This window comes from Kitasatospora sp. GAS1066B, assembly GCF_041262605.1.
In the GTDB taxonomy this organism is placed as follows: Bacteria; Actinomycetota; Actinomycetes; order Streptomycetales; family Streptomycetaceae; genus Kitasatospora.
This window is the reverse complement of record NZ_JBGCCO010000020.1, coordinates 62,642-88,468: the sequence shown is the minus strand read 5'-3', so window position 1 is coordinate 88,468 and position 25,827 is coordinate 62,642. Positions and strand designations below refer to the sequence as shown.

At 73.7% G+C, this 25,827-nt stretch carries 18 protein-coding genes; 13 read left to right on the top strand and 5 right to left on the bottom strand.

Going from position 1 to position 25,827, the window contains the following annotated elements; translation table 11 throughout:
- The first annotated feature begins 79 nt into the window (after nt 1–79).
- The 7 genes from ABH937_RS22685 to ABH937_RS22655 are packed head-to-tail and all read left to right on the top strand — an operon-like array spanning nt 80 to nt 15,670.
- Nucleotides 80–1,504, top strand: a complete 1,425-nt coding sequence (locus tag ABH937_RS22685; RefSeq protein ID WP_280693072.1) for an MFS transporter — start codon at nt 80–82, stop codon at nt 1,502–1,504.
- Entirely contained in the window at nt 1,449–4,769 is a 3,321-nt protein-coding gene (locus ABH937_RS22680; protein ID WP_370219248.1) for a type I polyketide synthase, read from the top strand. The genes ABH937_RS22685 and ABH937_RS22680 overlap by 56 nt, the downstream gene beginning before the upstream one ends.
- A complete protein-coding gene (locus ABH937_RS22675) occupies nt 4,766–10,531 on the top strand; it encodes a MupA/Atu3671 family FMN-dependent luciferase-like monooxygenase (protein ID WP_370219247.1) in 5,766 nt (1,921 codons plus the stop codon). The genes ABH937_RS22680 and ABH937_RS22675 overlap by 4 nt, the downstream gene beginning before the upstream one ends.
- Nucleotides 10,528–11,835, top strand: coding sequence for a M18 family aminopeptidase (locus ABH937_RS22670; RefSeq protein WP_370219246.1), 1,308 nt, complete (start codon nt 10,528–10,530; stop codon nt 11,833–11,835). The genes ABH937_RS22675 and ABH937_RS22670 overlap by 4 nt, the downstream gene beginning before the upstream one ends.
- A gap of 20 nt (nt 11,836–11,855) precedes the next feature.
- Nucleotides 11,856–12,623: a thioesterase II family protein gene (locus tag ABH937_RS22665; RefSeq protein ID WP_370219245.1), complete on the top strand. Its 768-nt coding sequence runs from the start codon at nt 11,856–11,858 to the stop codon at nt 12,621–12,623.
- Nucleotides 12,624–12,656: 33 nt separating this feature from the next.
- Nucleotides 12,657–14,474: an amino acid adenylation domain-containing protein gene (locus tag ABH937_RS22660; protein ID WP_370219244.1), complete on the top strand. Its 1,818-nt coding sequence runs from the start codon at nt 12,657–12,659 to the stop codon at nt 14,472–14,474.
- On the top strand, nt 14,471–15,670 hold the full coding sequence (locus tag ABH937_RS22655) for an argininosuccinate synthase-related protein (RefSeq protein WP_370219243.1): 1,200 nt from the start codon (nt 14,471–14,473) through the stop codon (nt 15,668–15,670). Before ABH937_RS22660 ends, ABH937_RS22655 begins: the two co-directional genes overlap by 4 nt.
- A 6-nt stretch (nt 15,671–15,676) precedes the next feature.
- Here ABH937_RS22655 and ABH937_RS22650 read toward each other — a convergent pair whose 3' ends face one another.
- Together ABH937_RS22650 and ABH937_RS22645 are read right to left on the bottom strand one after the other, a co-directional pair.
- Nucleotides 15,677–17,158: a sensor histidine kinase gene (locus ABH937_RS22650; protein ID WP_370219242.1), complete on the bottom strand. Its 1,482-nt coding sequence runs from the start codon at nt 17,156–17,158 to the stop codon at nt 15,677–15,679.
- Entirely contained in the window at nt 17,155–17,979 is an 825-nt protein-coding gene (locus tag ABH937_RS22645) for a response regulator transcription factor (RefSeq protein ID WP_370219241.1), read from the bottom strand. The genes ABH937_RS22650 and ABH937_RS22645 overlap by 4 nt, the downstream gene beginning before the upstream one ends.
- A 120-nt stretch (nt 17,980–18,099) precedes the next feature.
- On the opposite strand from ABH937_RS22645, the gene ABH937_RS22640 reads away from it, so the two are divergent.
- A complete protein-coding gene (locus tag ABH937_RS22640; protein WP_370219240.1) occupies nt 18,100–18,537 on the top strand; it encodes a hypothetical protein in 438 nt (145 codons plus the stop codon).
- 63 nt (nt 18,538–18,600) lie between these two features.
- Here the strand turns inward: ABH937_RS22640 and ABH937_RS22635 are convergent, their stop codons facing one another.
- Entirely contained in the window at nt 18,601–19,527 is a 927-nt protein-coding gene (locus ABH937_RS22635; RefSeq protein WP_370219239.1) for a GNAT family N-acetyltransferase, read from the bottom strand.
- Between the two features lie 250 nt (nt 19,528–19,777).
- Between ABH937_RS22635 and ABH937_RS22630 the strand changes: the two genes are divergently transcribed.
- A complete protein-coding gene (locus ABH937_RS22630; protein WP_370219238.1) occupies nt 19,778–20,197 on the top strand; it encodes an Hsp20/alpha crystallin family protein in 420 nt (139 codons plus the stop codon).
- A gap of 152 nt (nt 20,198–20,349) precedes the next feature.
- Here ABH937_RS22630 and ABH937_RS22625 read toward each other — a convergent pair whose 3' ends face one another.
- A complete protein-coding gene (locus tag ABH937_RS22625; protein ID WP_370219237.1) occupies nt 20,350–20,661 on the bottom strand; it encodes a DeoR family transcriptional regulator in 312 nt (103 codons plus the stop codon).
- Between the two features lie 161 nt (nt 20,662–20,822).
- Here ABH937_RS22625 and ABH937_RS22620 point away from each other — a divergent pair, with 161 nt between their 5' ends.
- From ABH937_RS22620 to ABH937_RS22605, 4 genes are read left to right on the top strand one after another with little or no spacing between them, the layout of a single operon-like run.
- Nucleotides 20,823–21,692 (top strand): SIS domain-containing protein, encoded by an 870-nt coding sequence (locus ABH937_RS22620; protein ID WP_280693083.1) that lies wholly within the window; start codon nt 20,823–20,825, stop codon nt 21,690–21,692.
- Nucleotides 21,689–22,636, top strand: coding sequence for an ROK family protein (locus ABH937_RS22615; protein ID WP_370219236.1), 948 nt, complete (start codon nt 21,689–21,691; stop codon nt 22,634–22,636). The genes ABH937_RS22620 and ABH937_RS22615 overlap by 4 nt, the downstream gene beginning before the upstream one ends.
- On the top strand, nt 22,633–23,685 hold the full coding sequence (locus ABH937_RS22610) for a 1-phosphofructokinase family hexose kinase (RefSeq protein ID WP_370219235.1): 1,053 nt from the start codon (nt 22,633–22,635) through the stop codon (nt 23,683–23,685). Before ABH937_RS22615 ends, ABH937_RS22610 begins: the two co-directional genes overlap by 4 nt.
- Nucleotides 23,666–24,505 carry a ketose-bisphosphate aldolase gene (locus ABH937_RS22605; RefSeq protein ID WP_370219234.1) on the top strand — a complete coding sequence of 280 codons (840 nt, stop codon included), beginning with the start codon at nt 23,666–23,668 and terminating at the stop codon, nt 24,503–24,505. The genes ABH937_RS22610 and ABH937_RS22605 overlap by 20 nt, the downstream gene beginning before the upstream one ends.
- A gap of 69 nt (nt 24,506–24,574) precedes the next feature.
- On the opposite strand, the gene ABH937_RS22600 is transcribed toward ABH937_RS22605, so the two are convergent.
- The gene (locus ABH937_RS22600; RefSeq protein WP_370219233.1) at nt 24,575–25,642 is read right to left on the bottom strand and encodes an Lrp/AsnC family transcriptional regulator; all 1,068 of its coding nucleotides are present in this window, start codon (nt 25,640–25,642) and stop codon (nt 24,575–24,577) included.
- Nucleotides 25,643–25,827 lie beyond the last annotated feature (185 nt).

The following is a 25,827-nucleotide window of genomic DNA, read 5'->3' as shown; positions in this document are numbered from 1 at the left end:
CATCGAGTCCACGACTGCCTAAGGTAGCGGGCAGCGCCCACTCTTACGCTCGCTCCACGTGCTGGTAAGGAAGCCACCCATGTCTGACGCCGTACGAGGCGCCTCCGGCTCGGCGGAGGGTCCGTTCGTGACGTCCGGGACGGCGGTGCTCCTGGAACGCCGGTACCGGATCCTGGTGACCGGCTACTCGATCTCCTCGTACGGCACCTTCCTCAACCTGGTGGCGCTCAACCTGTACGTGTACGCGGTGACCGGCCGGGCGTTGGCCGTCGGGGCGTTCCTGGCCGTGCGGTTCGCCGCCGGGTTCGCCGCCGGGCTGGTCGCGGGGCCGGTGCTGGCCCGGTGGTCGGCGAAGGGGGTCATGCTCTGGACCAACCTGGGCCAGGCGGCGGCGCTGGTGCTGCTGGTGGCCGCCCCGCACGGGCTGCGCCCGGCCGCGCTGTTCACGGTCTCCGCGCTGGTCGGCGGGGCGGGCACGCTGTTCATGGTCGCGCTGCGCAGCTCGATCCCGCACATGGTCGGCGACGGCCGGCACACCTGGGCGAACTCGCTGATGGTCAGCGGGCGTTCGATGGCCATGGTGGCCGGGTTCGCCTCCTCCGGCGTGGTGGTCTCGCTGCTCGGCTACAGCGCGGCGTTCCTGGTGGACATGGCCACCTTCCTGGTCTGCGCCCTGACGGTGGCGCTGCTGCCGCTGACCCTGGGGCCCACCGGCCGTGACACCGGACAGGCCGCGCAGGACGACCCGGCCGATGGCGCTGCCGACAGCGGTGCCGACAGCGGTGCCGCGGCCGGCAAGCAGCGGTTCTCCGCCGCGATCACGGCCCTGGCGGCGGCTCCGGTGCTCGGGTTGATGGTGGCGTTACGCGGCGTCGACGCGCTGGGCTCCTCCTCGCACAACGCGGCGCTGCCCGTCTACTCCACCCGACTCGACGCCCACGACCCGGCGGTTTTCGTCAGCGTCTTCTGGTGCGTCTGGGCGCTCGGCAACGTGCTGGTCCAGCAGGCGCTGCGGCAGTACACCAGGCGCACCGAACGCACGGTCGGCGCGTTGGGCTTCGGACTCGGCACCATCGCGATGTCGGCCACCTTCATCCTGGCCTTCGCGGGGTTCCCGTGGGCCGCGACCGTCCCGATCGCGCTGCTGGCGGGCGCGGCCGACGGGCTGACCGAAGTGTCGTACACCTCGCACCTGCAGACGCTGCCGACCACCCTGCGCGGCCACGCCTTCGGGCTCTCCGCCACAGTGGAGAACCTCGGTTTCGGCCTCGGCATGATCGCGGTCGCCGCCGCACTCGACGCTTTCAGCCCGCTGTCGGTGGTGGGGGTATCGCACGGCGTCGCCATCGTCCTCGCTCTGGTCTTCCTGGCCCAGGTGGTGCGGCACCACGGTGCGGGAGCGGAGGCGGTGGCGGAGGCGGCGAGCAGGCAGAAGGAGAGGGAAGACGATGCAGGACCGGCGCGTGGCGGTCATCGGGATGGCGCTGAGATTTCCGGGCGCTGAGACACCCGAGCAGTACTGGCACGACATCCGGTCCGGCGTCTCGCACGTCCGCCGATTCACCGACGCCGAGTTCGCGGCGGCGGGCGTGCCCGAAGACCGGTACCGGGACCCGGAGTTCACCGGTGCCGGCGCGTTGCTGCCCGGCATCGACGGGTTCGACGCCGAGTTCTTCGGGATGAGCGGGCGCGAGGCGACGCTGACCGATCCGCAGCAGCGGCTCTTCCTGGAGTGCTGCCACCACGCGCTGGAGGACGGCGGTTACGCCGGCTGGACCGGGCGGATCGGGGTGTACGCGAGCGTCGGCTACCGCCTCCACTCGCTGCACAGCTACCTGGCCAACAACATCGGCGAGTTGAGCCGTACCGAGGACTGGGCCGCCGCCAAGCAGATCCAGGTCGGCAACTATCCCGACTTCACCGCCACCCGGGCGGCGTTCCGGCTCGGGCTGGACGGGCCGGCGGTGAACGTCGCGACCGCCTGCTCCAGCGGCCTCGTCTCGGTCCATCTCGCCTGCCAGGCACTGCTCGCGGGCGAGGCGGACCTGATGCTGGTCGGTTCGGCCGCGCTGCACCTGCCGCAGGTCACCGGGGGCCGCCGGGTGCCCGGCTCGACCCTCTCCGCGAGCGGGGCGGTCCGGGCCTTCGACGCGGCGGCGGACGGCACGGTCGGCGGCAACGGGGTGGCCGCCGTGCTGCTCAAACCGCTGGCGAAGGCGCTGGCCGACGGCGACACCGTACACGCGGTCGTGCTGGGCTCGGCGGTCACCAACGACGGTGCGGGCCGGGCCGGTTTCGCGGCTCCGGGCATCGCGGGCCAGCGGGACGCGGTGCTCGGCGCGCTGGCCGCCGCCGGGGTCGGCGCCGACACGCTCGGCTACCTGGAGGCGCACGGCACCGGCACCCTCAAGGGCGATCCGATCGAATTCGCCGCGCTCACCGAGGCGTTCCGCCGGCACACCGACCGCGTCGGCCACTGCGCGCTCGGCTCCACCAAGCCCGCCATCGGGCATCTGGACAGCGCGGCGGGCCTGGCGGGACTGATCAAGACCATTCTGGTGCTGCGCCACGGCATCATCCCGCCGCTGGCGAACTTCACCCGTCCCAACCCGCGACTGGACGTCGAGCGGAGCCCGTTCACGCTGCCCCGGCGCGCCATGCCATGGCCGGTGGACGCCCACCCGCGACGAGCGGGCGTGCACGCCATCGGCCTGGGCGGCACCAACGCGCACGTGATCCTGGAACAGGCCCCGCCGGTTCCCGCGCGGCCTCCGGGCGCGCCGGTTCCGGCGCTGCTGCCACTGTCGGCGCAGAGCCCCACCGCACTGGAGCAGAGCGCCCGTTCACTCCGCGCGGAGCTGCTGCGGCACCCGGCGTCGCACCCGGCCGATCTGCTGACGACGACCGCACTCGGGCGCCGCCACCTGCGCCACCGGCTGGTCCTCACCGTGCCCGCCGACGGGTGGGCCGGCGCGCTCGACGCGTTCCTGGCGGATCCGCGCGGCGCCGAGCCGCCCGCCACCGGGTACGGGTACCGCAGGCCGCCCGCCGCCGGGTGCCGGACCGGGACGGTGACGGCCCCGGTCACGCCCGCTTTCGTCTTCAGCGGTCAGGGCGGCGGCCGACCCGGGATGGCCGGCGCGCTCGCCGCCCGGTTCCCGGTGGTGGCCGAGGTCCTCGAGGAGTGCGCCCGGATCCATCAACAGGAGACCGGCCGGCGGTACTTCCTCGACCGGCTGGTGTCCGGCACGGACCGTGCGCCGTGGGACACCGCCTTCGCCCAGCCGGCGATCTTCGCGCTGCAGGTCGCGCAGGCTGAACTCTGGCGGCAGCTCGGCGTGTTACCGGCCGCAGTGGCCGGGCACAGTGTCGGGGAGTACGCGGCCCTGTGCGTCGCGGGAGCGCTCTCGTTGGCGGACGGCATGCGGCTGACCTGCCGGCGGGGCCGGCTGATGCAGCGGACCGAACCCGGCGCGATGCTCGCCGTGTTCGCCTCGCGCGAGCGGGTCGGGCAGCTCATCGCCGCCGTCGGCGCCGCCGAGGGCGGGGCCGGGGGCGGGGGCGAGGCCGGGGCCGGGGCCGACGCTGCCCGCGCGGACCGGCGCCTCGAACTCGCGGTCTCCAACGGGCCCGCGCAGCACGTCGTGGCGGGACGCCCGGTGGCGGTGGCGGCGGCGCGGGCCTGGCTGGCCGAGCACGGGGAAGCGGACGAGCCACTCCTGGTAGATCGGGCCTTCCACTCGGCCCTGCTCGACCCGATCCTCGACGAGTTGCGCGCCGCCGCCGAGCAGGTGCGGCTTCGGCCGGTGGAGCTGGAGTTCGTCAGCGGACTGGACGGTACGGCGCACCCGGTGGGCTGGCTGCCGGACGCCGACCACCTGGTCCGGCAGGCTCGGCAGCCGGTCGAGTTCCATGCGGTGCTGCGCACGCTGGCACCGGCCGGTCCGCTGGTCGAGCTGGGGCCCGGCGCGACGTTGACCGGCCTGGCCCGCCACGCGCTGCCCGATCGCACCCGCTGCGTGCCGACCCAGGGCCACGGCGGCGACCTGGACGGTCTCTGGTCGGCGGTGGCCCAACTGCACTGCGCCGGCGTGGACATCGACTGGGCGGCCGTGCTGGACGGCTCCGCCGGGCGGCGGATCCCGCTGCCCGGGTACCCGTTCCAGCATCGGTCGTACTGGATCGGTCCGCCGCCGCACCAGGGTCTGCCGCCGCACACCGGTCTGCCGCACACCGGTCTGCCGCACCCCGGCCCGGCAGTGGACCGCGTACCCGCACACCAACGCACCATGGAGGACGGCATGACCGAACAGGCGATACTCAAGCGGGTACTTGAGCTCACCGCGGCCCACCTCGGTTACCGCGTCGAGGAACTGGACGCCGGGCGGACCTTCGTCGGCCTCGGCGCCGACTCGCTCCAACTCATCGGTATGCTACGGCAGTTGGAGGGCGAGTTCGGGGCCAGGATCGCGGTCCGGGAGATCCTGGAGGAGGCCAGCACACCGGAACTGACGGCCCGTCTGATAGCCGAGCGGACCGGGCAGGTGAGCACGGAACCCGCAGCAGTACCCATACCCATACCCGCAGCCGCGCCCGCAGCCGCGGCGACGGCTCAGGAGCGCGAGACCCCGGCCGCCGCCGAGTACGCGAGCCGGGCCGAACTCGCCGAGCTCAACCGTCAGATCACGGTGCTCGCCGAGACGCAGGCGGCCATGCTCAGCCAACTCTCCGACGCGGTCGCACTGCTCACCGCCGAGCGCGGCCGATGAGCCCGAGCGCGGCGGACCGGGCCGCGGCACTCTCCCGACAGGTCACGGCGCAACTGGCGGCGGCCAAGCGGCAGCTCGCGCCCCCGAGCCCCGTCCCCGCTCCCGCTCCCGCTCCCGCCCACGAACCGGCCCCCGCCGTGCACGGCCCTCGAGTGACCCTGCCGCCCGGCTCCGGTATGGCCGGCGACACCGCCACCGCCACCCAGCGCGCGCACGCCGCCGAGCTCACCCGCCGCCTGACCGAGCGCACTCGCGGGTCCAAGGAGTTGGCCCAGCGCCAGCGCGCCGTGCTCGCCGACAGCCGGGCCGTGGTCGGCTTCCGCCGCGCCACCAAGGAGACCTTGTACCCCCTGGCGGCCCGCTCGGCCCGGGGCGCGCGGCTGACCGACCTGGACGGCAACGACTACACCGACATCACCATGGGCTTCGGCGCCCTCCTCTTCGGACACGAGCCGGAGTTCGTCACCGAGGCCGTCCAGCGCCACCTCGCCCAGGGCCTGCGGTTCGGCCCCCGGCCGGTCGAAGCCGGTGAGGTCGCCCAGCAGCTCGCCGAGCTGACCGGCCTGGAGCGGGTCGCGTTCGCCACCTCCGGCACCGAGGCCAACTCCGCCGCCATCCGGCTCGCCCGGGCCGCCACCGGACGCGACCGGATCGTCATGTTCCGCGGCTCGTACCACGGCCACCTGGACTCCGTGCTGGGCCGCCCGAGTCCGAACGGCGGGCCCGCCGTGCCGGTGTCGCCCGGCATTCCGGACAGCGCCGTGGCCGAACTGCTGGTCCTCGAATACGGCAGTCCGGAAGCCCTGGAGCGGATCGACGAGCTCGGCGACAGCATCGCCGCGGTGCTGGTCGAGCCGGTCCAGTGTCGCCATCCCGCGCTGCGCCCGGTGGAGTTCCTGCGGGCGCTGCGCGAACTCACCCGGCGCCGCGGCATCGTGCTGCTCTTCGACGAGATGCTCACCGGCCTGCGTTCCCATCCGCGCGGCGCGCAGCACCACTTCGGCGTCGTCCCCGACCTGGCCACCTACGGCAAGGCGCTCGGCAGCGGGTTCCCGATCGGCGCGATCGCCGGCCGCGCCGATATCCTGGACGGCGTGGACGGCGGCTTCTGGCAGTACGGCGACGACAGCCGTCCGGAGGTCGAGACCACCTTCTTTGGCGGCACCTACCTGCAGCATCCGCTCTCGATGGTGGCGGCCAAGGCGGTGCTCGATCGGCTGGTCGCCGAGGGCCCGGTCCTGCAGGAGCGGCTCAACTCCCGTACCGACGCGCTGGCCGCCGACCTGAACGCGTTCTTCCGCGAGGAGGAATTCCCGCTGGAGTTCAGCCACTTCGGGTCGATGTTCCGGTTCACCCACCGGGCCGACCTGGAGTTGCTCTACCAGCACCTGCTGCTGCGCGGCGTCTACGTGTGGGAGTGGCGCAGCTGCTACCTCTCCACCGCCCACACCGACGGCGACCTCGAACGGGTCTCGGACGCGGTGAAGGACTCGCTGCGCGCCCTGCGCCGGGGCGGCTTCTTCCCCACCACCCGCGTGCGTACGCGCTCGACGCCGAAGCCCGACCGTCCGCGTCCGACCCCCGAGTTCGGGGTGTACTTCTTCGGCGACCAGCCGCAGGCCGACAGCGCCCGGGACGGCGAGTCAGCTCCCGCCGGCTCACCGGCCGACGCCTACCAGCGGATCATCGAGACGGCCCGGTTCGCCGACGAGCGCGGCTTCAGCTCGCTCTGGATACCCGAGCGCCACTTCCACTCCTTCGGCGGCCTCTTCCCCAACCCTTCGGTGCTGGCCGCCGCGCTGGCCCGGGAGACCAGCCGGATCAGGCTCAACGCCGGTTCCGTCGTGCTCCCGCTGCACGATCCGCTCCGGGTCGCCGAGGAGTGGTCGGTCGTCGACAACCTGTCCGGCGGGCGGGTCGGCCTCGGCTGCGCCACCGGCTGGCACGCGCAGGACTTCGCCCTGCACCCGGACCGCTTCGCACGCCGTACCGAGATCGGCCTCGCCCACCTGGAGGACGTCCGCACGCTCTGGCGCGGCGGCACCCTGCGGCGGCAGACCGGCGCCGGCCGGCCGGCCGAGGTCCGCGTCCACCCCCGGCCCGTGCAGGACCTACCGCCGATGTTCCTCGCCACCTCGGGGCGGCGGGAGTCGTACGAGGAGGCGGCCCGGCGCGATCTGGGCATCGTCACCAACCTGATGAACCAGACGGTCGCGGAACTCGCGGAGCACCTGAGCCACTACCGCAAGACTCGCGAGCAGCACGGCCTGGACCCGGACGCGGGCCGGGTCACCGTGCTGCTGCACACCTATCTCGGCGAGGACCACGCGAGCGCCCGGGCGCAGGCGCGCGAGCCGATGATCCGCTACCTGCGCTCCTCGCTGCTGCTGCGCGCCGCGGCGGGCGCGCTCGGCGGCGACCCGCGGGCGGTGGCCGAGGCGAGCGAGGAGGACCTGGAGTACCTCTTCCGCCGGGCCTACGACCGGTACTGCGACGAGCGGGCGCTGATCGGCACGCCCGACACCTGCGCCCCGGTGGTGGAGGCACTGCGGGTGGCAGGCGTCGACGAGATCGCCGCGCTGGTCGACTTCGGCCTGCCCGCCGAGCTGATCCGCACCGGGCTGGAGCGGCTGGACGCGCTGCGCCGGGGCGAGCACGGCGCCGCATCCCGCCCGACCACCGAGCTGTCGGCACCTGGTGGGCCGCCGAACGAACTGCCCACGCCCGCACCGCTCGACGACCTCTGCGCACCCGCCACCGACGCCCAGCGCCGGCTCTGGCTCGCCTGCCAGCTGATCGGCGACCGCGCCGCCTACAACGAGATCCAGGCGGTGCGGCTGCGCGGCGCCCTCGACCGGACGGCGCTGACCGCCGCCGTGGCGGGCCTGGTGGAGCGGCACGCCGGCCTGCGGACCGTATTCCGCGCGGGCGGCGCGGACCAGACGGTCCAGCAGCTCGTCCGGGCCCGGCCGCGCGCCGCGCTCCAGCCGACCGACGCCCGGGGGCAGGACGCCGAGGCCGCCATCGCCGCCGCGCTGCGCGAGGAGAGCTCGCGACCCTACGACCTGGCCGAGGGCCCGCTCTTCACGCCCCGGCTGCTGATCCTCGCCGAGGACGACCACGTCCTGCTGCTGGGCCTGCACCACCTCGTCACCGACGGGCACTCGGCCCGCCTGCTGGCCGCCGATCTCGAAGAGCTCTACACGGCCGCCGTCGAAGGCCGCCCCGCCCGCTTCGCGGCGCCCGCCGGCAGCACCCTGGACACCGTCGAACCCGCCCGGGATCCGGCCGATCTGGCCTGGTGGCGGCGGTCTCTCACACCGCTGCCGCCGGTCCTCGCGCTGCCCACCGACCGGCCGCGCGGCCGCCGGGTGGCGGGGCACGGCGACGCCGTCGAGCTCCGCCTGGACCGCGCCCGCGGCTTCGAGCTCCAGGAGTGGAGCGGCCGGCAGGGCGTCACCCTCTTCGCCACCCTGCTCACCGCCTGGCAGCTGGTGCTGCGCGAACGCTCGGGCCAGGACGAGTTCGTGGTCGGCTCGACCTTCGGACGGCGGGCGCCGCAGGACGCCGGCACGGTGGGCTTCCAGGCCGCCGTGCTGCCACTGCGCGTGTCGCTGACCGCGCAGATCTCGCTGACCGCCGCGGTGCGGGCCACCCGGGACGCGCTGATCGACGCGGACGGCCGTCAACACGTGGACCTGGACGCGCTGTTGGCGGAGGTCAACCCCGACCGCGGCAACCCGCGACCGCTGATCACCGTGTCGGCGGACCTCGACACCGCGCCGCTGACCCGGCTGCGCCTGCCGGGACTGCGCGCCGAGGAGGTCGCGGGCGGCGCCGGCTCCGCGCCGCTCGAGATGGCCCTGATGGCCGTCCGGAGCAGCACCGGCCTGCGGCTGCGGATCCGCTACGACGCGGACCTCTTCGACTCCGCGACGGTGCGGGACTACCTCGGGGACCTCGACCGCGTGCTGCGGCTGATGACGGGCGACGGCGCCGCGCTGGTGCGGGACACCGCCGCCGCGCCCGCCCGGCGGCTCGCGGGGCCGACCGGCCACCAGGTGCCGGCCGGGCTGCGCGCCGTCTGGCGGTCGGTCCTGCAGCGCGACGACCTGGCCGCCGACACCGACTTCTTCGACGTCGGCGGCGATTCGATCTCGGCGATCAGGCTGGTCAACCGGGTGCGCGCGGAGCTGGGGGCCGACGTCCCGCTGGCGGACTTCTTCGCCGAGCCGACCCTGGGCGCGATGGCCCGGCAGCTGGGCGACCCCGCAGCGACCCAGGCCACCGAGCCGCCTGCGCCACCTGAGCCGGTTGAGCCGGTTGAGCCGCCAGAGCCGTCTGCGGCGTCTACGCCGTCTGCGCCGCCTGCGCCGCCGGTCATCCCGGACGAGGAGCAGGTGGTCGACCGGGCCCCGGTGAGCGACCAGCAGGACCGGATGCTCGCCGGTCACTTCTCCCTGCCGCAACCGCAGATCTGGAACGTGCCCACCACGATCCGGTTCGGCGGCGCGCTGGACCTCGACGCGCTGCGCTCGGCGCTCACCGAGCTGATCAACCGTCACCAGGCGTTGCGCACCCGCTTCGTCCAGGACGAGGACGGCGTCTGGTCGCAGGAGGTGCTGGCCGCGGGGCCGCTGCGCCTGCGGATCGACGACCTCAGCCGCCTGGCACCCGAGCGCCGGGCCGCCCGTGCCGACAGGACATGCCAGGAGCTGGCCGCCGCCCCCATCGACATCACCCGGTCGACGCGGCCCCGGCTGCGGCTGCTGCGGCTCGCGCCGCAGGAATGGGTGCTGATGTTCGTGCTGCACCACATCAGCGCGGACGGCTGGGCCCATTCGGTGCTGCTCGGCGAGCTGGCCGAGCTCTACCGGGCGGCGGCGGCCGGCCGCCCGCCCGCCCTCGCCGCGCCCACCGCCCAGGCCACCGACTACGCCCGGCGGCAGCGGGCGACCCGGGACCCGCAGTCCGAGGCACGCCGGGCCGCGCACTGCGCCGCCTACCTGGCGGGAGTGCCGTGCCGGCTCGACATCCCCACCGACCGCCCCAGGACCGACCGGCTGAGCGGTGCCGGCGGCACCGTACGCGGCCTGCTCTCCGGCGAAGTCCGAAGTCGCATCGAGGAGTTCGCGACGGCACAGCGGGTCACCCCGTTCGCGGTCACGGTCGCGGCGCTCGGGGTGCACCTCGCCCGGCTCTCCGGTGAGCATGACGTGCTGCTGAGCGTCCCGTACGTCAACCGCGAGGGCGCGGACACCGAGACACTGGTGTCGGTGACCGCCAGGGCGGTGCTGGTCCGGGTACGGATCGACCCGGCCGAGAGCGTCGCCGATCTGGTCAGCCGTACCGGCGCGGGCGCGCTGGCCGCGCTGGCGAACGTGCTGCCCACCGCACTGATCCTGCAGGCGATGCGGGACGCCGGCGCCACCGAGGTCCCGGACCGGGTACCGAACACGCTGGCCTTCCAGAACTACACCGACACCGAGATCGAGATCCCCGGGCTCGACGTCCAAGTGGCGGATCTGGCCCCGCCGGTGGCCCGGGCGGAGCTGTGCTTCGGCCTGTCACCGCGCCGCGATCCGCAACTCGGCTACCGGACCTTCCTGGAGTACTCGGCGGACCTGTGGGACCGGGAGTCGGCCGACGACCTGCTGGCCGGCTACGCCGCGCTGCTCGAAGACTTCTGCGCGCAACCCGCCCGTCGGGTCGCGCAGTTGATCAACCCTCACTTCACAGCCCGAGAGACGGACGCCGAATGACCCTGGCCACCGACCCCAGCCACACCGAGGACCTGCTCGCCTTCCTCAAGGACAGTTCCTCCCCCTACCACGCCGTGGCGCAGGCCGCTCGCCGCCTGGAGAAGGCCGGCTTCACCGAGTTGAGCGGGACCAAGGAGTGGACGGGCCACCACGGCGGCAGCTTCATCGCCCGCGGCGGCGCGCTGATCGCCTGGTACGTCCCCGAGGGCGCGCCCGCCCACACCCCGTTCCGGATCCTCGGCGCGCACACCGACTCCCCCAACCTGCGGGTCAAGCCGACACCCGACACCGGCGCCGCCGGGTGGCGCCAGATCGCCGTCGAGGTCTACGGAGGCGTGCCGCTCAACACCTGGCTCGACCGGGACCTGGGCATCTCCGGGCGGCTCACCCTGCGCAGCGGCACCTCGGCCCTGGTCAAGATCGACGAACCGCTGTTCCGGGTACCGCAGTTGGCCATCCACCTGGACCGCTCGGTGAACGACGGCATGACGCTCGACCGCCAGCGCCAGACCCAGCCGATCTGGTCGCTGGGCGCCCCGGAGCAGGGCGCGCTGCTGCGCCGGATCGCGCACCAGGCCGAGCTCGACCCCGTGGAGATCCTCGGCTGGGACCTGATGCTGCACGACATCCAGGCGCCCGGCCATCTCGGCGCGGAACGCGAGTTCCTGGTCTCCTCGCGGCTGGACAACCTGGTCTCCGTGCACGCGGGCGTCGCCGCGCTGACGGCGGCCGCCGACCACTGGTCGTCGGGCACCGGCGCCGTGCACCCCCCGCTGATCCCGGTGCTCGCCGCCTTCGACCACGAGGAGGTCGGCAGCGGCTCCGAGACCGGTGCCCAGAGTCCGCTGCTGGAGCGGGTGTTGAGCCGCTCGGTGGCCGCCCGGGGCGGCCACGGCGAGGACTGGGCGCGCGCCCTGGCGGGCGCGCTCTGCGTGTCGGCCGACATGGCGCACGCGGTGCACCCCAACTACAGCGAGCGGCACGATCCGGACAACCAGCCGCTGCCCAACGGCGGCCCCGTGGTGAAGGTCAACGTCAACCAGCGCTACGCCACCGACGGCACCGGACTGGCCGCCTTCGTGGCCGCCTGCGAGCGCGCCGAGGTTCCGTGGCAGCGCTTCGTCTCCAACAACGCGATGCCCTGCGGCACTTCGATCGGGCCGATCACCGCCGCCCGGTTGGGCGTCACGACGGTCGACGTCGGGGTGCCGGGGCTGTCCATGCACTCCGCGCGCGAGCTGGTCGGGGCGAAGGATCCCGGTTACCTGGCCCAGGCCCTCACCGAGTTCGCCACCACCAGCTGACGCCATCGGAAAGACGGAACGTGTCCGCAAAGACCTTCACCCTCAAGGGTGCCGACCCCCGGGACGCGACGCTGCGCGTCCTGGTCGTCCCGCACGCCGGCGCCGGGGCGGCCGGCGGTGCCGCCTTCGCCGCGCACGCGCCGGCCGACTGGCTGGTGGCGACGGCCAGACTGCCCGGGCGTGAGTCACGCATCCGCGAGGAGATCCCCGAACTGCCGGGCCTGGTGGCCGACATCGTGGCCACCGTGCGGGCGCTGCCCGGCACCGCCCCGCTGGTCGTGGTCGGCGTGTGCTCCGGCGCGGTGATCGGCCTGGAGGCCGTGCGCACGCTGCAACGCGAGGTGGCCGGTCCGGCGGTCGCCGGCCTGGTGGTCGTCTCGCAGTGGGCGGTGACCGAACGGCCCGATCCCGCGCACCGCTCGCTGCGCGATACCGACGACCCCCGGCAGGTCCTGGAGATCCTGGCCGAGTTCGGCGGTGTCCCGGACTCGCTCGCCGCCGACCGGGAGATGCTCGCGCTGGTGCTGCCGACCATCGTGGCGGACCTGCGCGCCGTGCAGGACTACTGGTCGGCGCCGCACCCGCGGCTGGCCTGCCCGCTGCTCACCGTCTTCGGCGACGAGGACGAGTTGTGCCCCGAGGAGCGGACCGACGACTGGTCCCTGTTCAGCGAGCAGACCCGCACCGTCTGGGTCCCGGGCGGACACATGCTGCTGACCGAGAGCCCCGCCATGGTGGTGGACGCCCTCGCCGGCAATCTCGACCAGTTCGCCCCGGAAAGCCACTAGCTCTCCTGCCCCACCCGATGTGAGGTTCGTACCATGACCACCCCCGCGGTCGACCGGGAACACCGGATCGACGTCCTGCTGCTCGAACGGTGGCAGCGCCACCCCGAACTCCCCGCGCTGATCTCCGGCGAAACCGTGCTCACCATGGGCGAGTTGAAGGACCGGGTGCTGCGGACCGCCGCCGCGCTGCGTGCGCACGGCGTCCGGCCCCAGGACCGCGTCGCGGTCTACCACGAGCGGTCCGTCGAGTTCGTGGTGGCCATGCTGGGCGTGGTCTTCGCGGGCGCCGCACACGCGGCCATCGATGTGCACGAGCCGCCGCGGCGCACCCTGCGGACGCTGGAGGACTGCGCGCCCCGGGTCCTGCTGACCAGCTCCGCACTGCGCGACCGCTTCTCCGCCGCAGCCGGCTACCTGGTCCTGACGGATGATCAGTACGCGGCGGAGCAGGCTGCTCCCCCACCCACCCCACCCGCCGGCTCGGCCGACGACCCCGCGGTGGTGATCTACACCTCGGGCTCCACCGGCCGCCCCAAGGCCGCCCTGATCAGCCACCGGGCGCTGGTGTCCAGGCTGTCGGCGCTGCAGGACACGCACCGGATGGACGAGCACGACCGGATGATCCATCACACGGCGTGCAGCTTCGACATGTACCTCTGCGAGCTGTACTGGCCGATGCTCGCCGGGGCCACCGTCATCATCGCGGCGCCGGGCCGCCAGCGTGACGCGGACTACCTCGCGGCGCTGATCCGGGACCACCGGATCACCACCTTCTACTGCGTGGTGTCGCTGCTCGAACTCTTCCTGCTGACCCGCGATCCGGCCGAGCGGTACGACGGCATCCGGCAGGTGCTCACCGGCGGCGAGCCGCTCAGCCCCGAGCTGGTGAAGCGCTTTCACGCGCGGTCCACCGCCTCGCTGACCAATCTCTACGGGCCCAGCGAGTGCACCATCTACTGCACCGCCTGGGTGTGCCCGCGCGATCCCGACCTCGACACCGTGCTGATCGGCGCCGCCATCCGGGAGACCGGGCTGTGGATCCTCGACGAGGACGGCGCCGCGGTCCCCGAGGGAGAACCCGGCGAGCTCTACATCGGCGGCGCCGGCCTCGCCCTCGGGTACCTGAACCGGCCCGAACTCACCGCCGAACGGTTCGTCAACTCCCCGGCGGCGGGCCCGGGCAGCCGTCTCTACCGGTCCGGTGACCTGGTGCGGGCCCGGCCGGACGGCGCGCTCGAATTCCTCGGCCGGGTCGACCGGCAGGTGAAGATCCGCGGCATCCGGATCGAGCTCGGCGAGATCGAGGCCACGGCCGTCCGGTGCGCGGGTGTGCGGCAGGCGGCGGTGGTCGCGCACGGCTCGGGCGTCGAGAGACGGCTGGCCGGGTACCTGGTGCCGGAGCGAGGAGTGGACCCGGCGCGGCTGGCCTCCTCGGTCCGCGAGGCGCTGCGCGGCTGGCTGCCGCACGCCATGGTGCCGTCCACCATCGAGGTGGCCGACGAGCTGCCGTTGACGCCGAACGGCAAGCTTGACCGCCTGCTGCTGGAGGAGTGGGCGGCGAAGCGGTCCACCGACGCGCCGACCACGCGGCCTGCCGGGCACCCTGCCGCCGCGGGTCTGGACGCCACCGTCGCCGAGGTGTGGTGCGAGGTCCTCCAGGTCGCCGCCGTCGACCACGACGACGACTTCTTCGACCTCGGGGGCGACTCCTTCAAGGTGCTCCGCGTCGTCGAGACGATGCGCGAGCTGCTCGGCGTGGACGTCCCGCTGGCGGCCCTGCTGTTCGAGCCGACGGTGGCCGAGTTCGTCGCCGAACTGCGGCGCCTCATGGATCAGGAGTCCGCACGGTGAACGCTGCCAGACCCACCTCCCGCGCCCGACGTCCCGAGCTGATCCGCTCCTTCGCCGATCTGCGACCGGAGCGGTTCGCCCCGGGACGGCCCGTGGTCACCCTGTTCAGCGGCGGCCTGGACAGCAGCTACCTGCTGCACCGGCTGGCGAAGGCCGGCTTCGGCGACATCCACGCCGTCAGCGTGGACCTCGGCGCCGGCGAGGATCTGGACGAGCTGCGGCTGGTCGCCGAGCGGCTCTCGGTGCGGCTGCACGTGATCGACGGGCGCGAGCGGTTCGCCGAGGAGTACGTCCGCCCGGCGATCGCCGCCCAGGCCGTCTACCTCGGCACCCATCCGATCAGTTCCTCGCTCAGCAGACCGCTGATCGCCGAGCTGGCCATGGACCTCGCCGTCGAGCTGGACGCCTGGGGCGTGCTGCACACGGCCAACCGCTCGCAGAACACCCTGCGCCGGCTCAACGGCGCGCTCGACCTGCTCGGCTACCAGGGCCACTACGGCACTCCGTACGACCTCGACCCGGTGGACCGGCAGCGCAAGGCCCGCGAGTTGGCGGAGATCGGGCTGGTCCACATGGGCAAGCGGGTGGCCAGCATCGACGCCAACCTGTGGTGCCGGGAGTTCGAGTCCGGTGTGCTGGACGATCCCGAGCAGCACACCGTCCCGGAGCACCTGTACCGCTGGAGCGTGCGGGACGAGGCGGTCGCGGACGAGGAGGTCGAGATCGGCTTCGCCGGCGGGGTCCCGATCTCCCTCGACGGGACCCGGCTCCCGCTTCGGATCCTCATCGACACGCTCAACCACCGGGCCGGCGCGCACGGCATCGGCCGCTACAGCGGGCTCGAACACCTCCCCGGCGGCCAGAAGGTGCTCGAACTGCGCGAGATGCCGGCGGCCGAACTGCTGCTGCGCGGCTACCGCCACCTGGAGACGGCGACGCTGGACGCGGAGACCATCCGGGAGAAGATGCACCTGGAACAGCTCTGGGTGCGCGAGGCGCTCGAAGGCCGCTGGTTCGGCGACCTGCGCACGGCCTGCCAGTCCTTCATCGACTCCTGCGCCGCCCGGGTCACCGGCTCCGTCCGCTGGCGCCTGCGACCGGGCACGGCCGAGACCCGGTCGATCGTCGCCGCCGCCCCGCGCTACCTGCGCGACCGTGAGGACTGGGAACGGGAGTCGAGCCGCGCCGACCGCTGAGCCAGCTCAGCCCGCCGCCGGTAGCAGGACGGTGACCGCCGTCCGGCCCGGCTCGCTCGCCACCCCCACCTCACCGTCGTGCGCCGCGACCACCGCCCGCACGATCGCCAGCCCCAGCCCCGTACTGCCCGCGTGCCGGGAGCGCGAGGCGTCACCGCGGGCGAACCGGTCGAAGATGTGCGGCCGCGCCTCGGGCGGGATGCCCGGGCCGTCGTCCACCACCTCCACCAGCACCCGGGCGCCTTGGCGGCGGGCCCGGGCGGTGACGGTGGTCCCCGGCGGGGTGTGGTGGCGGGCGTTGCCGAGCAGGTTGACCAGCACCTGGTGCAGCCTGGCCCGGTCGCCCTGGACGAGCACCGGATCGTCGGGCAGCTCGAGGCGCCAGCGGTGCTCGGGGCCGGCCGCGCGGGCGTCGCTGACGCAGTCCACCACCAGCGGCGAGAGGTCGAGCGGGGCCAGCGACAACGGCCGCCCCGCGTCGAGGCGGGCCAGCAGCAGCAGGTCCTCGACCAGCGCGGTCATCCGGGTCGCCTCCGACTCGATCCGTCCCAGCGCGTGCCGGGTGTCCGGGCCGATCTCCTCGCGCCCGCGCCTGGTCAGTTCGGCGTACCCGCGGATCGAGGCCAGCGGGGTGCGCAGCTCGTGGCTGGCGTCCGCGACGAACTGGCGCACCTGGGTCTCACTGGCGTGCCGCGCCTCCAGCGCCGAACCGACGTGCCCCAGCAGCTGGTTGAGTGCCGCGCCGACCTGCCCGGCCTCGGTCCGCGGGTCGGTGTCGGCCGCCGACACCCGCTCGTGCAGGATCACCTCGCCGCGGTGCAGCTGGAGTTCGGAGACCCGGGCCGCGGTCGCCGCCACCCGGCGCAGCGGGCGCAGCGCGGAGTTGGTGAGGACGAACCCGGCCAGCGCGACGGCCAGCAACGCACCTGCCGACAGGCAGAGTTCGGTGACCACCAGGCGATCCATGGTGGCTTGCAGGTCGGCTGTGGGCAAGCCCACCACCACCTGGTCACCGCTGAGATGACGATACGTCAGAACCACGCGGTAGCTGCCGAGTCCGGGCAGGTCCACCGAGTGCGGCCGGCCGGCCGGATCGGCCGCGAGCCGGTCCAGCACCGCCAGCTGCGCGGTACTGAGCGGTGTCATGCCGGGGCTGGCGGCCCCCGCGCTGATGCCGCCCGCCACCGCCTGCCCGTCGCTCAGCACCGCGCCGAGCGTCGCCAGCGGCTGGCCGGGACCGAGCACGAAGCCCAGGTCGTCGTCACGGCCACCGCCACCCGCCAACCCGGGCGGCGGCCCGCCGGGCCCCGCCGCGCGCGTCGCCACGCCGCCGAGCGCGTGGTCCAGCTGCCCGTACAGGTCCTGGTGCAGGACCACGGCCGTGACCACGCCGACCACCGCGCAGACCACCGCGATCAGCGACATCGAGGAGACCAGCAGCCGGGTCCGCAGCGACCAGCGGCGGCGCGGGCCGGCCTGCCGCCTCACCGCGGCTCGGCCGCGCACGGCGACTGCGGGACATCCGGCGGCTCCGGGACGTCCGGCGACTCCAGGGTGTCCGGCGGCTCGGCCGGCTTGAGCTGGTAGCCCGCGCCCCGGCGGGTGTGGATCATCGGCGACCGGCCCGCGTCGATCTTGCGGCGCAGGTAGGAAATGTACAGCTCGACCACATTGGTCGCACCGCCGAAGTCGTAGGACCAGACCCGGTCCAGGATCTGCGCCTTGCTCAGCACCCGGCGCGGGTTGCGCATCAGGTACCGCAGCAACTCGAACTCCGTGGCGGTCAGTTCGATCGGCCGGCCGGCCCGGCTGACCTCATGGCTGTCCTCGTCCAGCGTCAGGTCGCCGACCACGATCACCGACTCGCTGCGCGCGGCCGCCGCCCCCGAGCGACGCAGCAGCCCGCGCAGCCGGGCCACCACCTCCTCCAGGCTGAACGGCTTCGTCACGTAGTCGTCGCCACCCGCCGTCAGTCCGGCGATCCGGTCCTCGACCGCGTCCTTGGCGGTCAGGAACAGCACCGGGACGTCCGGCTCGTCCCGCCGCAGCCGGTGGAGCACCTCCAGACCGTCGAAGTCCGGCAGCATCACGTCCAGGACCACCGCGTCCGGCCGGAACTCCCGCGCGCCGCGCAACGCGCCGGCCCCGTCCCCCGCCGTGCGCACCTGCCAGCCCTCGTACCGCAGGGCCATGGAGAGCAGCTCGGCGATGGCCGTCTCGTCGTCCACCACGAGCACGCGGACCGGCGAGCCGTCGGCCCGGGACAGTTCGGGGCGCCCAGCGGGGGCGGGAGATCGATGCGCAGACATGGCCCCGACCCTCGGCCACCTGGCTGAGAGCCGGCTGTCGCGAAGCTGTGGATCCGCTGAGAATACCGAGGCGGACCCCGCTGACCGGGCACCTGCGCCGCTCTGTCAAGATCTGCGATCATGACCACCAAGATCCGCCGCGCCGGCGGCACCAGGACCTTCTCCGACGTCATCCTCGCAGCCCTGCGGATCCGGCGGTTCACCACCGAGCAGGACCTGGCCGACCTGGCGGCGGGCACCACCCTCCAGGTGACCTGCCTCAGCTCCACGCTGGGCACGGTCCGGCTGCTGAAGATCGGCAAGGGGCGCACGATCCCGCAGACGGCACCCGGCAGCCTGTACCTGGCGGCCGACCAGATCAGCTGGCAGAACCGCCGCACCAAGGAGACCGCCACGGTGCGCGGCCCGTTCAGCCTGACCCGCTCGGACAAGAAGGCCGGCCACCCCAAGCTGGCCCGCTTCGACCTCCTCGCGGCCGGCGAGCAGCACGTGATCATCATTCCCAAGGCCGACGTGCCACTGATCACCCGCGTGCTGGAGCACACGGCGGCCGAGTGAGGGCGCTCCGCCCCCGCCCTAGCCGCCGGTCCAGCCCGGCCGGGGGCGGCAGCCCGAACGTGGCTACCGCTCCCGGGCGGTGAGCGCCTTGCTGTAGACCGTGGAGCTGCACCGGACCGTCATGCCCACCCGCTCGTACAGCGACAGCGCGCCGGTCTCCGAGTGCGTCCACAGCGTGCAGGTCCGCCGCCCCTGCCGGTAGAAGTCACGGAAGGCGTGCCGGAGCAGCACGCGGGCGATCCCCCGGTCGCGGTGATCGCGTCGGACCGCGACCCGCTCGATGTACCCCTCGTCGGAATCCGGGGCGTCCAGCGACAGCACCACGCCGACCAGCTGGTCACCGGCGAAGGCCACCGGTGAGACCGCCGGTCCGAACGTGGCGCGCTCGACGGTGAGCCGGGCCCACTCCTCGTAGGACTTTCGACGCTGCTGCCACTCGTCGAACGCGTCCTCGGTGAGCTGGTGCGCCGCTCGCTCGTCGCCGGGCAGGAACCGCCGCACGGTGATGCCCCTCGGCGGCTCGGGCACCGCCGGCTCGGCGGGCATCGCGATCTCCAGCAGCCAGGCGGCGGCGAGCGCCTGGTACCCGCGCGAGCGCAGCAGCGCGCCGGCCCTCCGATCACCGTCCGAGGCGGTCTGGACGAGCCGCTCGGTGCCCACCTGTCGGGCCCGTGCCTCGACCCAGGCGAGCAGCGAACTGCCCAGGCCCCGGCCACGGTGGCCCGGGTGGACGTCGACCTCGGAACGCCGGTTCACCCAGGCCCTGGCGACCAGTTCCCCCACCGGGTCGTACACCAGCAGCGTGTCCAGCTCCGGTGCCAGACCGGGGCGGCCGAGGTCGGCGGCGATGGTGTCGAGATCGGTCTCGGCCCGACCGTCCAGTTCGAGCTCGCAGGCCGTGACGAGGCGGTGGATCGCGCGGACGTCGGCCGTGGTTGCCGGCCGGCTCTGATAGCCGGCCGGCAACCACGGCGGCGAAAGATCAGGCATGCGGGAAACCCTGCTCCATCCGTACGCGTTCTGTCGACCCCATATCGCGGTCCGGTCACCGGTCGGTGCGGGGCGGCTGGTCCGGCGCGGTCCTGACGGCACGTCAGCGGCGGACGGACTCGGACGAGGGTGTGGGGGCGAGGGTGTGGGGCGAGGTGCCTGATCAATGTGCCCGCTCGGCAGGTGTCACGGCTGGGACGACAATGGAAGCGGAGGCAATCGCAGCATTCGATCGAGCAAGGAGGCAGCGATGCCCGGCGACACGGCGCCCAAGAAGCCCTTCTCCCCCTGGCACCCGGATCTCTCCGAGTGGTTCGAGAACTTCCCGTTCGGTCGCTCCGGCGAGCAGAACTCGATCCGGATCGAGGAGTTCGAGCGGGACGGCGCCCTCGTGGTGCTGGCCGAATTGCCCGGGATCGACCCCAAGGACGTGGAGATCACGGTCCGCGACCGCTCGCTCACCATCCAGGCCGAACGCACCGAGGAGCAGCGGGACAAGCGCCGCTCCGAGTTCCGCTACGGCTCGTTCACCCGCACCATCCCGCTCCCGGCCCAGGCCAAGGAGGAGGAGGTCACCGCCGGCTACGCCAAGGGCCTGCTCACGGTGACGGTGCCGCTGGACACCGAGCGGCCGGCCGCCCGGCAGGTCCAGATCAAGCACGAAGAGTGACCAGCACCGCGATCTCGCCCACCGCGCAGACCTAGGGCCTCTCTTACGGATCTTGCCGGGCGCGCGACGCCGGGCGCTGATCCGACAAGATCCGTAAGAGAGGCCCTAGGCGAAAGCACGCTTGCCGAGCTTGGTGGAGTCGGCGACCACGATCAGCTGGTCGTCCCGCCGTTCAAGCCCACCCTCGCACCGGGCGGCACAAGGGCGGCGGCCACCTTCGCGAGCCGGTTCTTCTCGTCCGCCTGGCGCACCGCCTTGTAGCGCAGCGGCAGGTCGTAGGCGACGCCACTCAGCACCGCGCCACCGCGGGTGCGGGTGAGCAGTTGCTGCCGGGCGACTTCCTCCATGTCGCGGCGGACCGTCGCCATGGGGACGCCCAACAGCTCAGCCGCTGCCCCGACTTCGATCCGACCCCGGTCGCCCAGGACCTCGAGCAGTCGCGTCCAGCGCTCGTACGTCCCCATCACCACTGCTCATCACCACTCCTCGACCGTCGTGCCGACGGCGAGCGCAACATGCGGAAAAGCGCATCACCTCGATCCATCGTTGCGCATTTATGCGCGGAAACGCTATACATGGATCACATTCGCGCATCGAGCGCTGTGCTCGCCTCTGGAGGATCCCCATGTCCCATGTCGCCGACGAGATCGCCAGCCAGCCGCAGTGCTGGCGGCGCGCCATGGAGCCGGCACCGGCCGGTCTGCCCGAGCCCGGCGAGCGGGTGGCGGTGGTGGGCTGCGGCACCTCGCTCTACATCGCGCAGGCCTATGCCGCGCTGCGCGAGTCCAGCGGCCAGGGCGAGACCGACGCCTTCGCCGCCTCGGAGTTCCCCGCCGACCGCCGCTACGACCGGGTGGTGGCGATCAGCCGATCCGGCACCACCACCGAGGTGCTGGCCGCGCTGAACCGCACCGCCGCGCCGACCGTCGCGCTCACCGGTGACCTCGCCACGCCGATCAGCACCGCCGCCGACACCCTCATCGACCTGCACTTCGCCGACGAGAAGTCGGTGGTGCAGACCCGGTTCGCCACCACCGCCCTGGTCCTGCTGCGCAGCCACCTGGGCCTGACCCCGCCCGACCTGCCCGAGCAGGCCGAGCTCGCGCTGACCACCGAGCTGCCGCAGGGAGCCGGCCAGGCAAGCCAGTTCACCTTCCTCGGCACCGGCTGGACGATCGGCCTGGCCAACGAAGCCGCGCTCAAACTCCGCGAGGCCGCCGGCGCGTGGACCGAGTCCTACCCGGCGATGGAGTACCGGCACGGCCCGATCAGCGTCACCGACCAGAACAGCCTGGTCTGGTTCCTCGGCGAACCCCCGGCCGGCCTGGTCGAGCAGGTCCGCCGGACCGGCGCCACCGTCGCCACCTCCCGCCTGGACCCGCTCGCCCAGCTGATCCTCGCCCAGCGCCTGGCCGTGGCCCTGGCCCAGGCCAAGGACCTGGACCCCGACCAGCCGCGCCACCTCACCCGCTCGATCATCCTGGCACCGCAGTGACCGTCATCGCCCTGGACGTCGGCGGCACCCGGATCAAAGCCGGCGTTATGGCCCCGGACGGCACCGTGCTGCACACCGAACACCGCGCCACCCGAGCCGAGTTCGGCCCCGATGCCGTCCTCGAAGCCGTACTCGGCTGCGCCACCGAGCTCTCCCGCGTGTACGCCCCGAGAGCGGCCGGCCTCGCCGTCCCCGGACTGGTTGACGAAGCATCAGGAGTCGCCGTCTTCGCCGCCAATCTCGGCTGGCGCCAGGTCCACCTCCAGCGGTGGCTCGCAAAGGAGTTGGGGATCCCGGTCGCTTTCGGGCACGACGTTCGGGCGGGCGCCCTGGCCGAGGCCAGACTCGGCGCCGGCCACGGCTGCCGCTCCTTCCTCTTCGTCCCGGTCGGCACCGGCATCGCCGCCGCCGTCATGCTGGACGGACGCGCAATGGCCGGCAGCCACGGCTTCGCCGGCGAACTGGGACACCTGGTGGTCCGGCCCGGCGGCGAGCCCTGCCCGTGCGGCGGCCGGGGCTGCCTGGAGGCCCTCGCCTCCGCCGCCGCCATCGCCCGCCGCTACCAACAGGCCACCGGCGCAGGGGAGATCAGCGGCCGGTGTGACATCACCGCCGAGGACGTCCAACACCGCGCGGCGGCCGGCGACCAGCACGCCGCGCGGATCTGGCGGGAGGCCATCGAGGCGCTCGCCGACGGCCTGGCCGCCGCGATCACCCTGCTGGACCCCGAGCGGATCGTCATCGGCGGCGGCCTCGCCGACGCCGGGCAACCCTACTTCGGCCCGCTGCGAGCGGCCCTGGCCGCCCGTCTGACCTTCCAACGGATGCCGGAGATCCGCCCCGCCGCCCTCGGCCACCAGGCCGGCTGCCTGGGCGCCGCACTGCTCGCCCAGGACCTCCGACAGCCGCCCGGGCAGGGCCCGGCAGGCGGGAGGGACTCGTGATCCTCACGGTCACGCTCAACGCCGCGCTCGACGTCACGTACCGGGTGGACCGGCTGCGCCCGCACACCAGTCACCGTGTCCGGTCGGTGGCCGAACGGGCCGGCGGCAAAGGCATCAACGTCGCCCGGGTGCTGAATGCCCTCGCGCGCGAGACCACCGGACAGGACAGCGTCCGACCGGGCACCGTCCGACGGGACACCGTCGAACACGAGATCGTCGTCACGGGGTTGGCCGGCGGCGCGGCCGGTGCGGCGCTGCGCGAGGAGCTGGCGACGGCCGGGCTGCGCGACCGGCTGGTGCCGATCGCGGGCAGTTCGCGCCGCACCGTCGCAGTCGTCGACGAACAGGCCGGTGACACCACGATCCTGCTGGAGCCGGGACCGGTGGTCACCGACGCCGAATGGGCCCATTTCCTCGACCAGTTCGACCGGCTACTGCCCCGGGCCGCCGCCCTGGTCCTCGCCGGCAGCCTGCCGGGCGGGGTGCCCGCCGACGCGTACGCCGTCCTGCTGCGCAGGGCACGCGCCCACGGCGTGCCCGCCGTCCTCGACGCCGACGGCGCGCCGCTGCTGGCCGGCCTGGCCGAAGCGCCCGCCGTGGTCAAACCGAATGCCGCCGAACTCACCGCCGCCACCGGCGAGTCGGACCCCTGGGCGGCAGCCCGGGCGCTGCGCGCCGCCGGAGCGCGGGCGGTGGTCGCCTCGTTGGGTGCGGACGGGCTCATCGCCGTGACCTCGCAGGGCAGTTGGCAGGTGCGGCCGCCACGCCGGTTGGCCGGCAACCCGACCGGGGCCGGTGACGCGGCCGTCGCCGCCCTCGCCCTCGGCCTGATCACCCAGGCGCCCTGGCCGGTCCGGCTCGCCCAGGCGGTGGCCCTGTCGGCCGCCGCCGTCGCCGCACCGCTGGCCGGGGACTTCGACCACGCCGTCTATCGCGGCCTGCTCGACCAGTTGGACGTCGCTCCGTCGCCTCCGCTCTCGCCTCCCTGCTCGCCTGCCTGCTCGCCTCCTTCGTCCCCGGAGAACTCCCGTGCCGCTGACCGCCACTGACGAGATCGTCGCCAAGGCCGCGAACGCCGCTCGCGGCGTCGGCGCGTTCAACGTCATCCAGCTCGAACACGCCCAGGCCATCGTGGCCGGCGCCGAGGCCGCCGGCGCCCCGGTGATCCTGCAGATCAGCGAGAACGCCGCCCGCTACCACGGCGCGCTCGCCCCCATCGGCGCCGCCACACTGGCGGTCGCCGCCGCCGCCCAGGTGCCGGTCGCCGTCCACCTCGACCACGCCACCTCCGTCGAGCTGGTTCACCAGGCCGTCGAACTCGGCTTCAGCTCCGTCATGTTCGACGCCTCGGCGCTGGACTACGCGCGGAACGTCCAGACCACAGCCGACGTCGTCGCCCACTGCCACCGGGCCGGGGTCTGGGTCGAGGCCGAACTCGGCGAGGTCGGCGGCAAGGACGGCGTGCACGCCCCCGGCGCCCGCACCGACCCCACCGAGGCCGCCGCCTTCGTCGCCGCCACCGGGGTGGACGCGCTCGCCGTCGCGGTGGGCACCTCGCACGCCATGCTCACCCGGGACGCGGTACTGGACTTCGACCTGATAGCCGCGCTGCGGGCCACCGTTGCCGTCCCGCTGGTGCTGCACGGCTCCTCCGGAGTCGCGGACAGGCACCTGACCACCGCCGTCGAGGCGGGGATGACCAAGGTCAACATCGCCACCCATCTGAACCAGGTCTTCACCACCGCCGTCCGCGAGACCCTCGCCGCCCAGCCGAAGCTCGTCGACACCCGCCGCTACCTGGGCGCCGGACGCACCGCGATGGCCGGCGAAGTCGCGCGGCTGCTCGGCGTGCTGAACGCCGCGCTCTGACGGCGGGCCGGAGTGGTACCAACGGCAGCCACGGCAAGCGCTTTCCGGCTCGGCCCGGCCGGCGCTCCGTCACCCGATGAGTCTGGCCCGCCCACCAGTCCGGCCCCGCGGGCGGGTCACGTCGTCGTCCACCCCCGCCCAAGGGTCGATCCCGACATAGCCCACCGACCGGCCCTCGCCGTCGAGCAGGTGGCCGACCAGCTTCACCATCCGCAGCGTCACCTGCCGATCCACCACCCGGGCCTGCGGGAACCGTCGGGCCAGCCGGGCCTCGACCCGGCGCGTGTCGGCGATCTGATGCGTCACCACCGACGCCACCACGTTCGCCGCCGCCCCCGCGACCACCCCGCACATCCGGGTCTCGGTCTGCTCCGCGAGCCACCCGGTGGCCGCGTCCAGGTCCGGCGCGGGCACCTCCAGCCAGAGCACGGTGTGCACCGTGCGCCCGGCCAGCCGCTGGGAGGCGTCGCAACGAAGCACCAGGCGGCCCGACTCGCGCAGCTCGCCGACCCGGCGCCGGACCGTGGTGGATGGCAGCCCGGTGCGCTCGGCGAGCTGGGCGAACGGCATCCGGCCGTCCGCGCCGAGCTCCCGGATCAACCACCAGTCGACCAACGCGGCGCGCTTGGCGGGCAGTTCCGCCGCCGTCGGGTCGGCGCCGCCGATCGCCTCACGCTGCGCGGGGTCCAGCGCGCCCTCCCGCCACCGACTGCCCTCACGCAACGTGCGCTCGACGAAGGCCGTGCGCGTGCGCAACACACCCGGCGCGCGCCCGATCCGGTCCAGCGCGTACGTCGTCACCTGGGCCGGCTCGACCCCGACCACGGTCACCAGCAGGTCGGCCGAGCCGGTGATCACCTCGACCGTCGCGGCCTGCGGATCGGCCGCCAGCGCGGTGGCGACGGCGCCGACCTCGTTCGACCGGCACTCGACCGACACCAGGGCCATCAGCCCCATGCCCCAGTGCTCGGCCGAGGGGTAGCAGGTCACCCAGGCGTCCCGGTCGGCGGAGAGCCTGGCCCAACGGCGCGACAGGGTGGCCGGGTCGACGCCGAGCGGTGCGGCCAGCCTGGACCAGGTCGCCCGCGGGTCCAGCCGGAGCGCGTCGACCAGGACGAGGTCGAGTTCGTCGATCATGGCTGATTCTTGCACCGCAAGATCTGGCCTGGCGAGCTCATGCGTCGGCGGTTCGCCCCACCCCGGCCGGCCATTCGAGAGCTGATGGGGTTCCTTGACTCCGGCTCTGCGCGCGACCTCGTGACTGGTCTACGGGCCCTCGTCAAGGGTGAAAAGACTCGGGTCGACCTGAGCCATCCGCACCT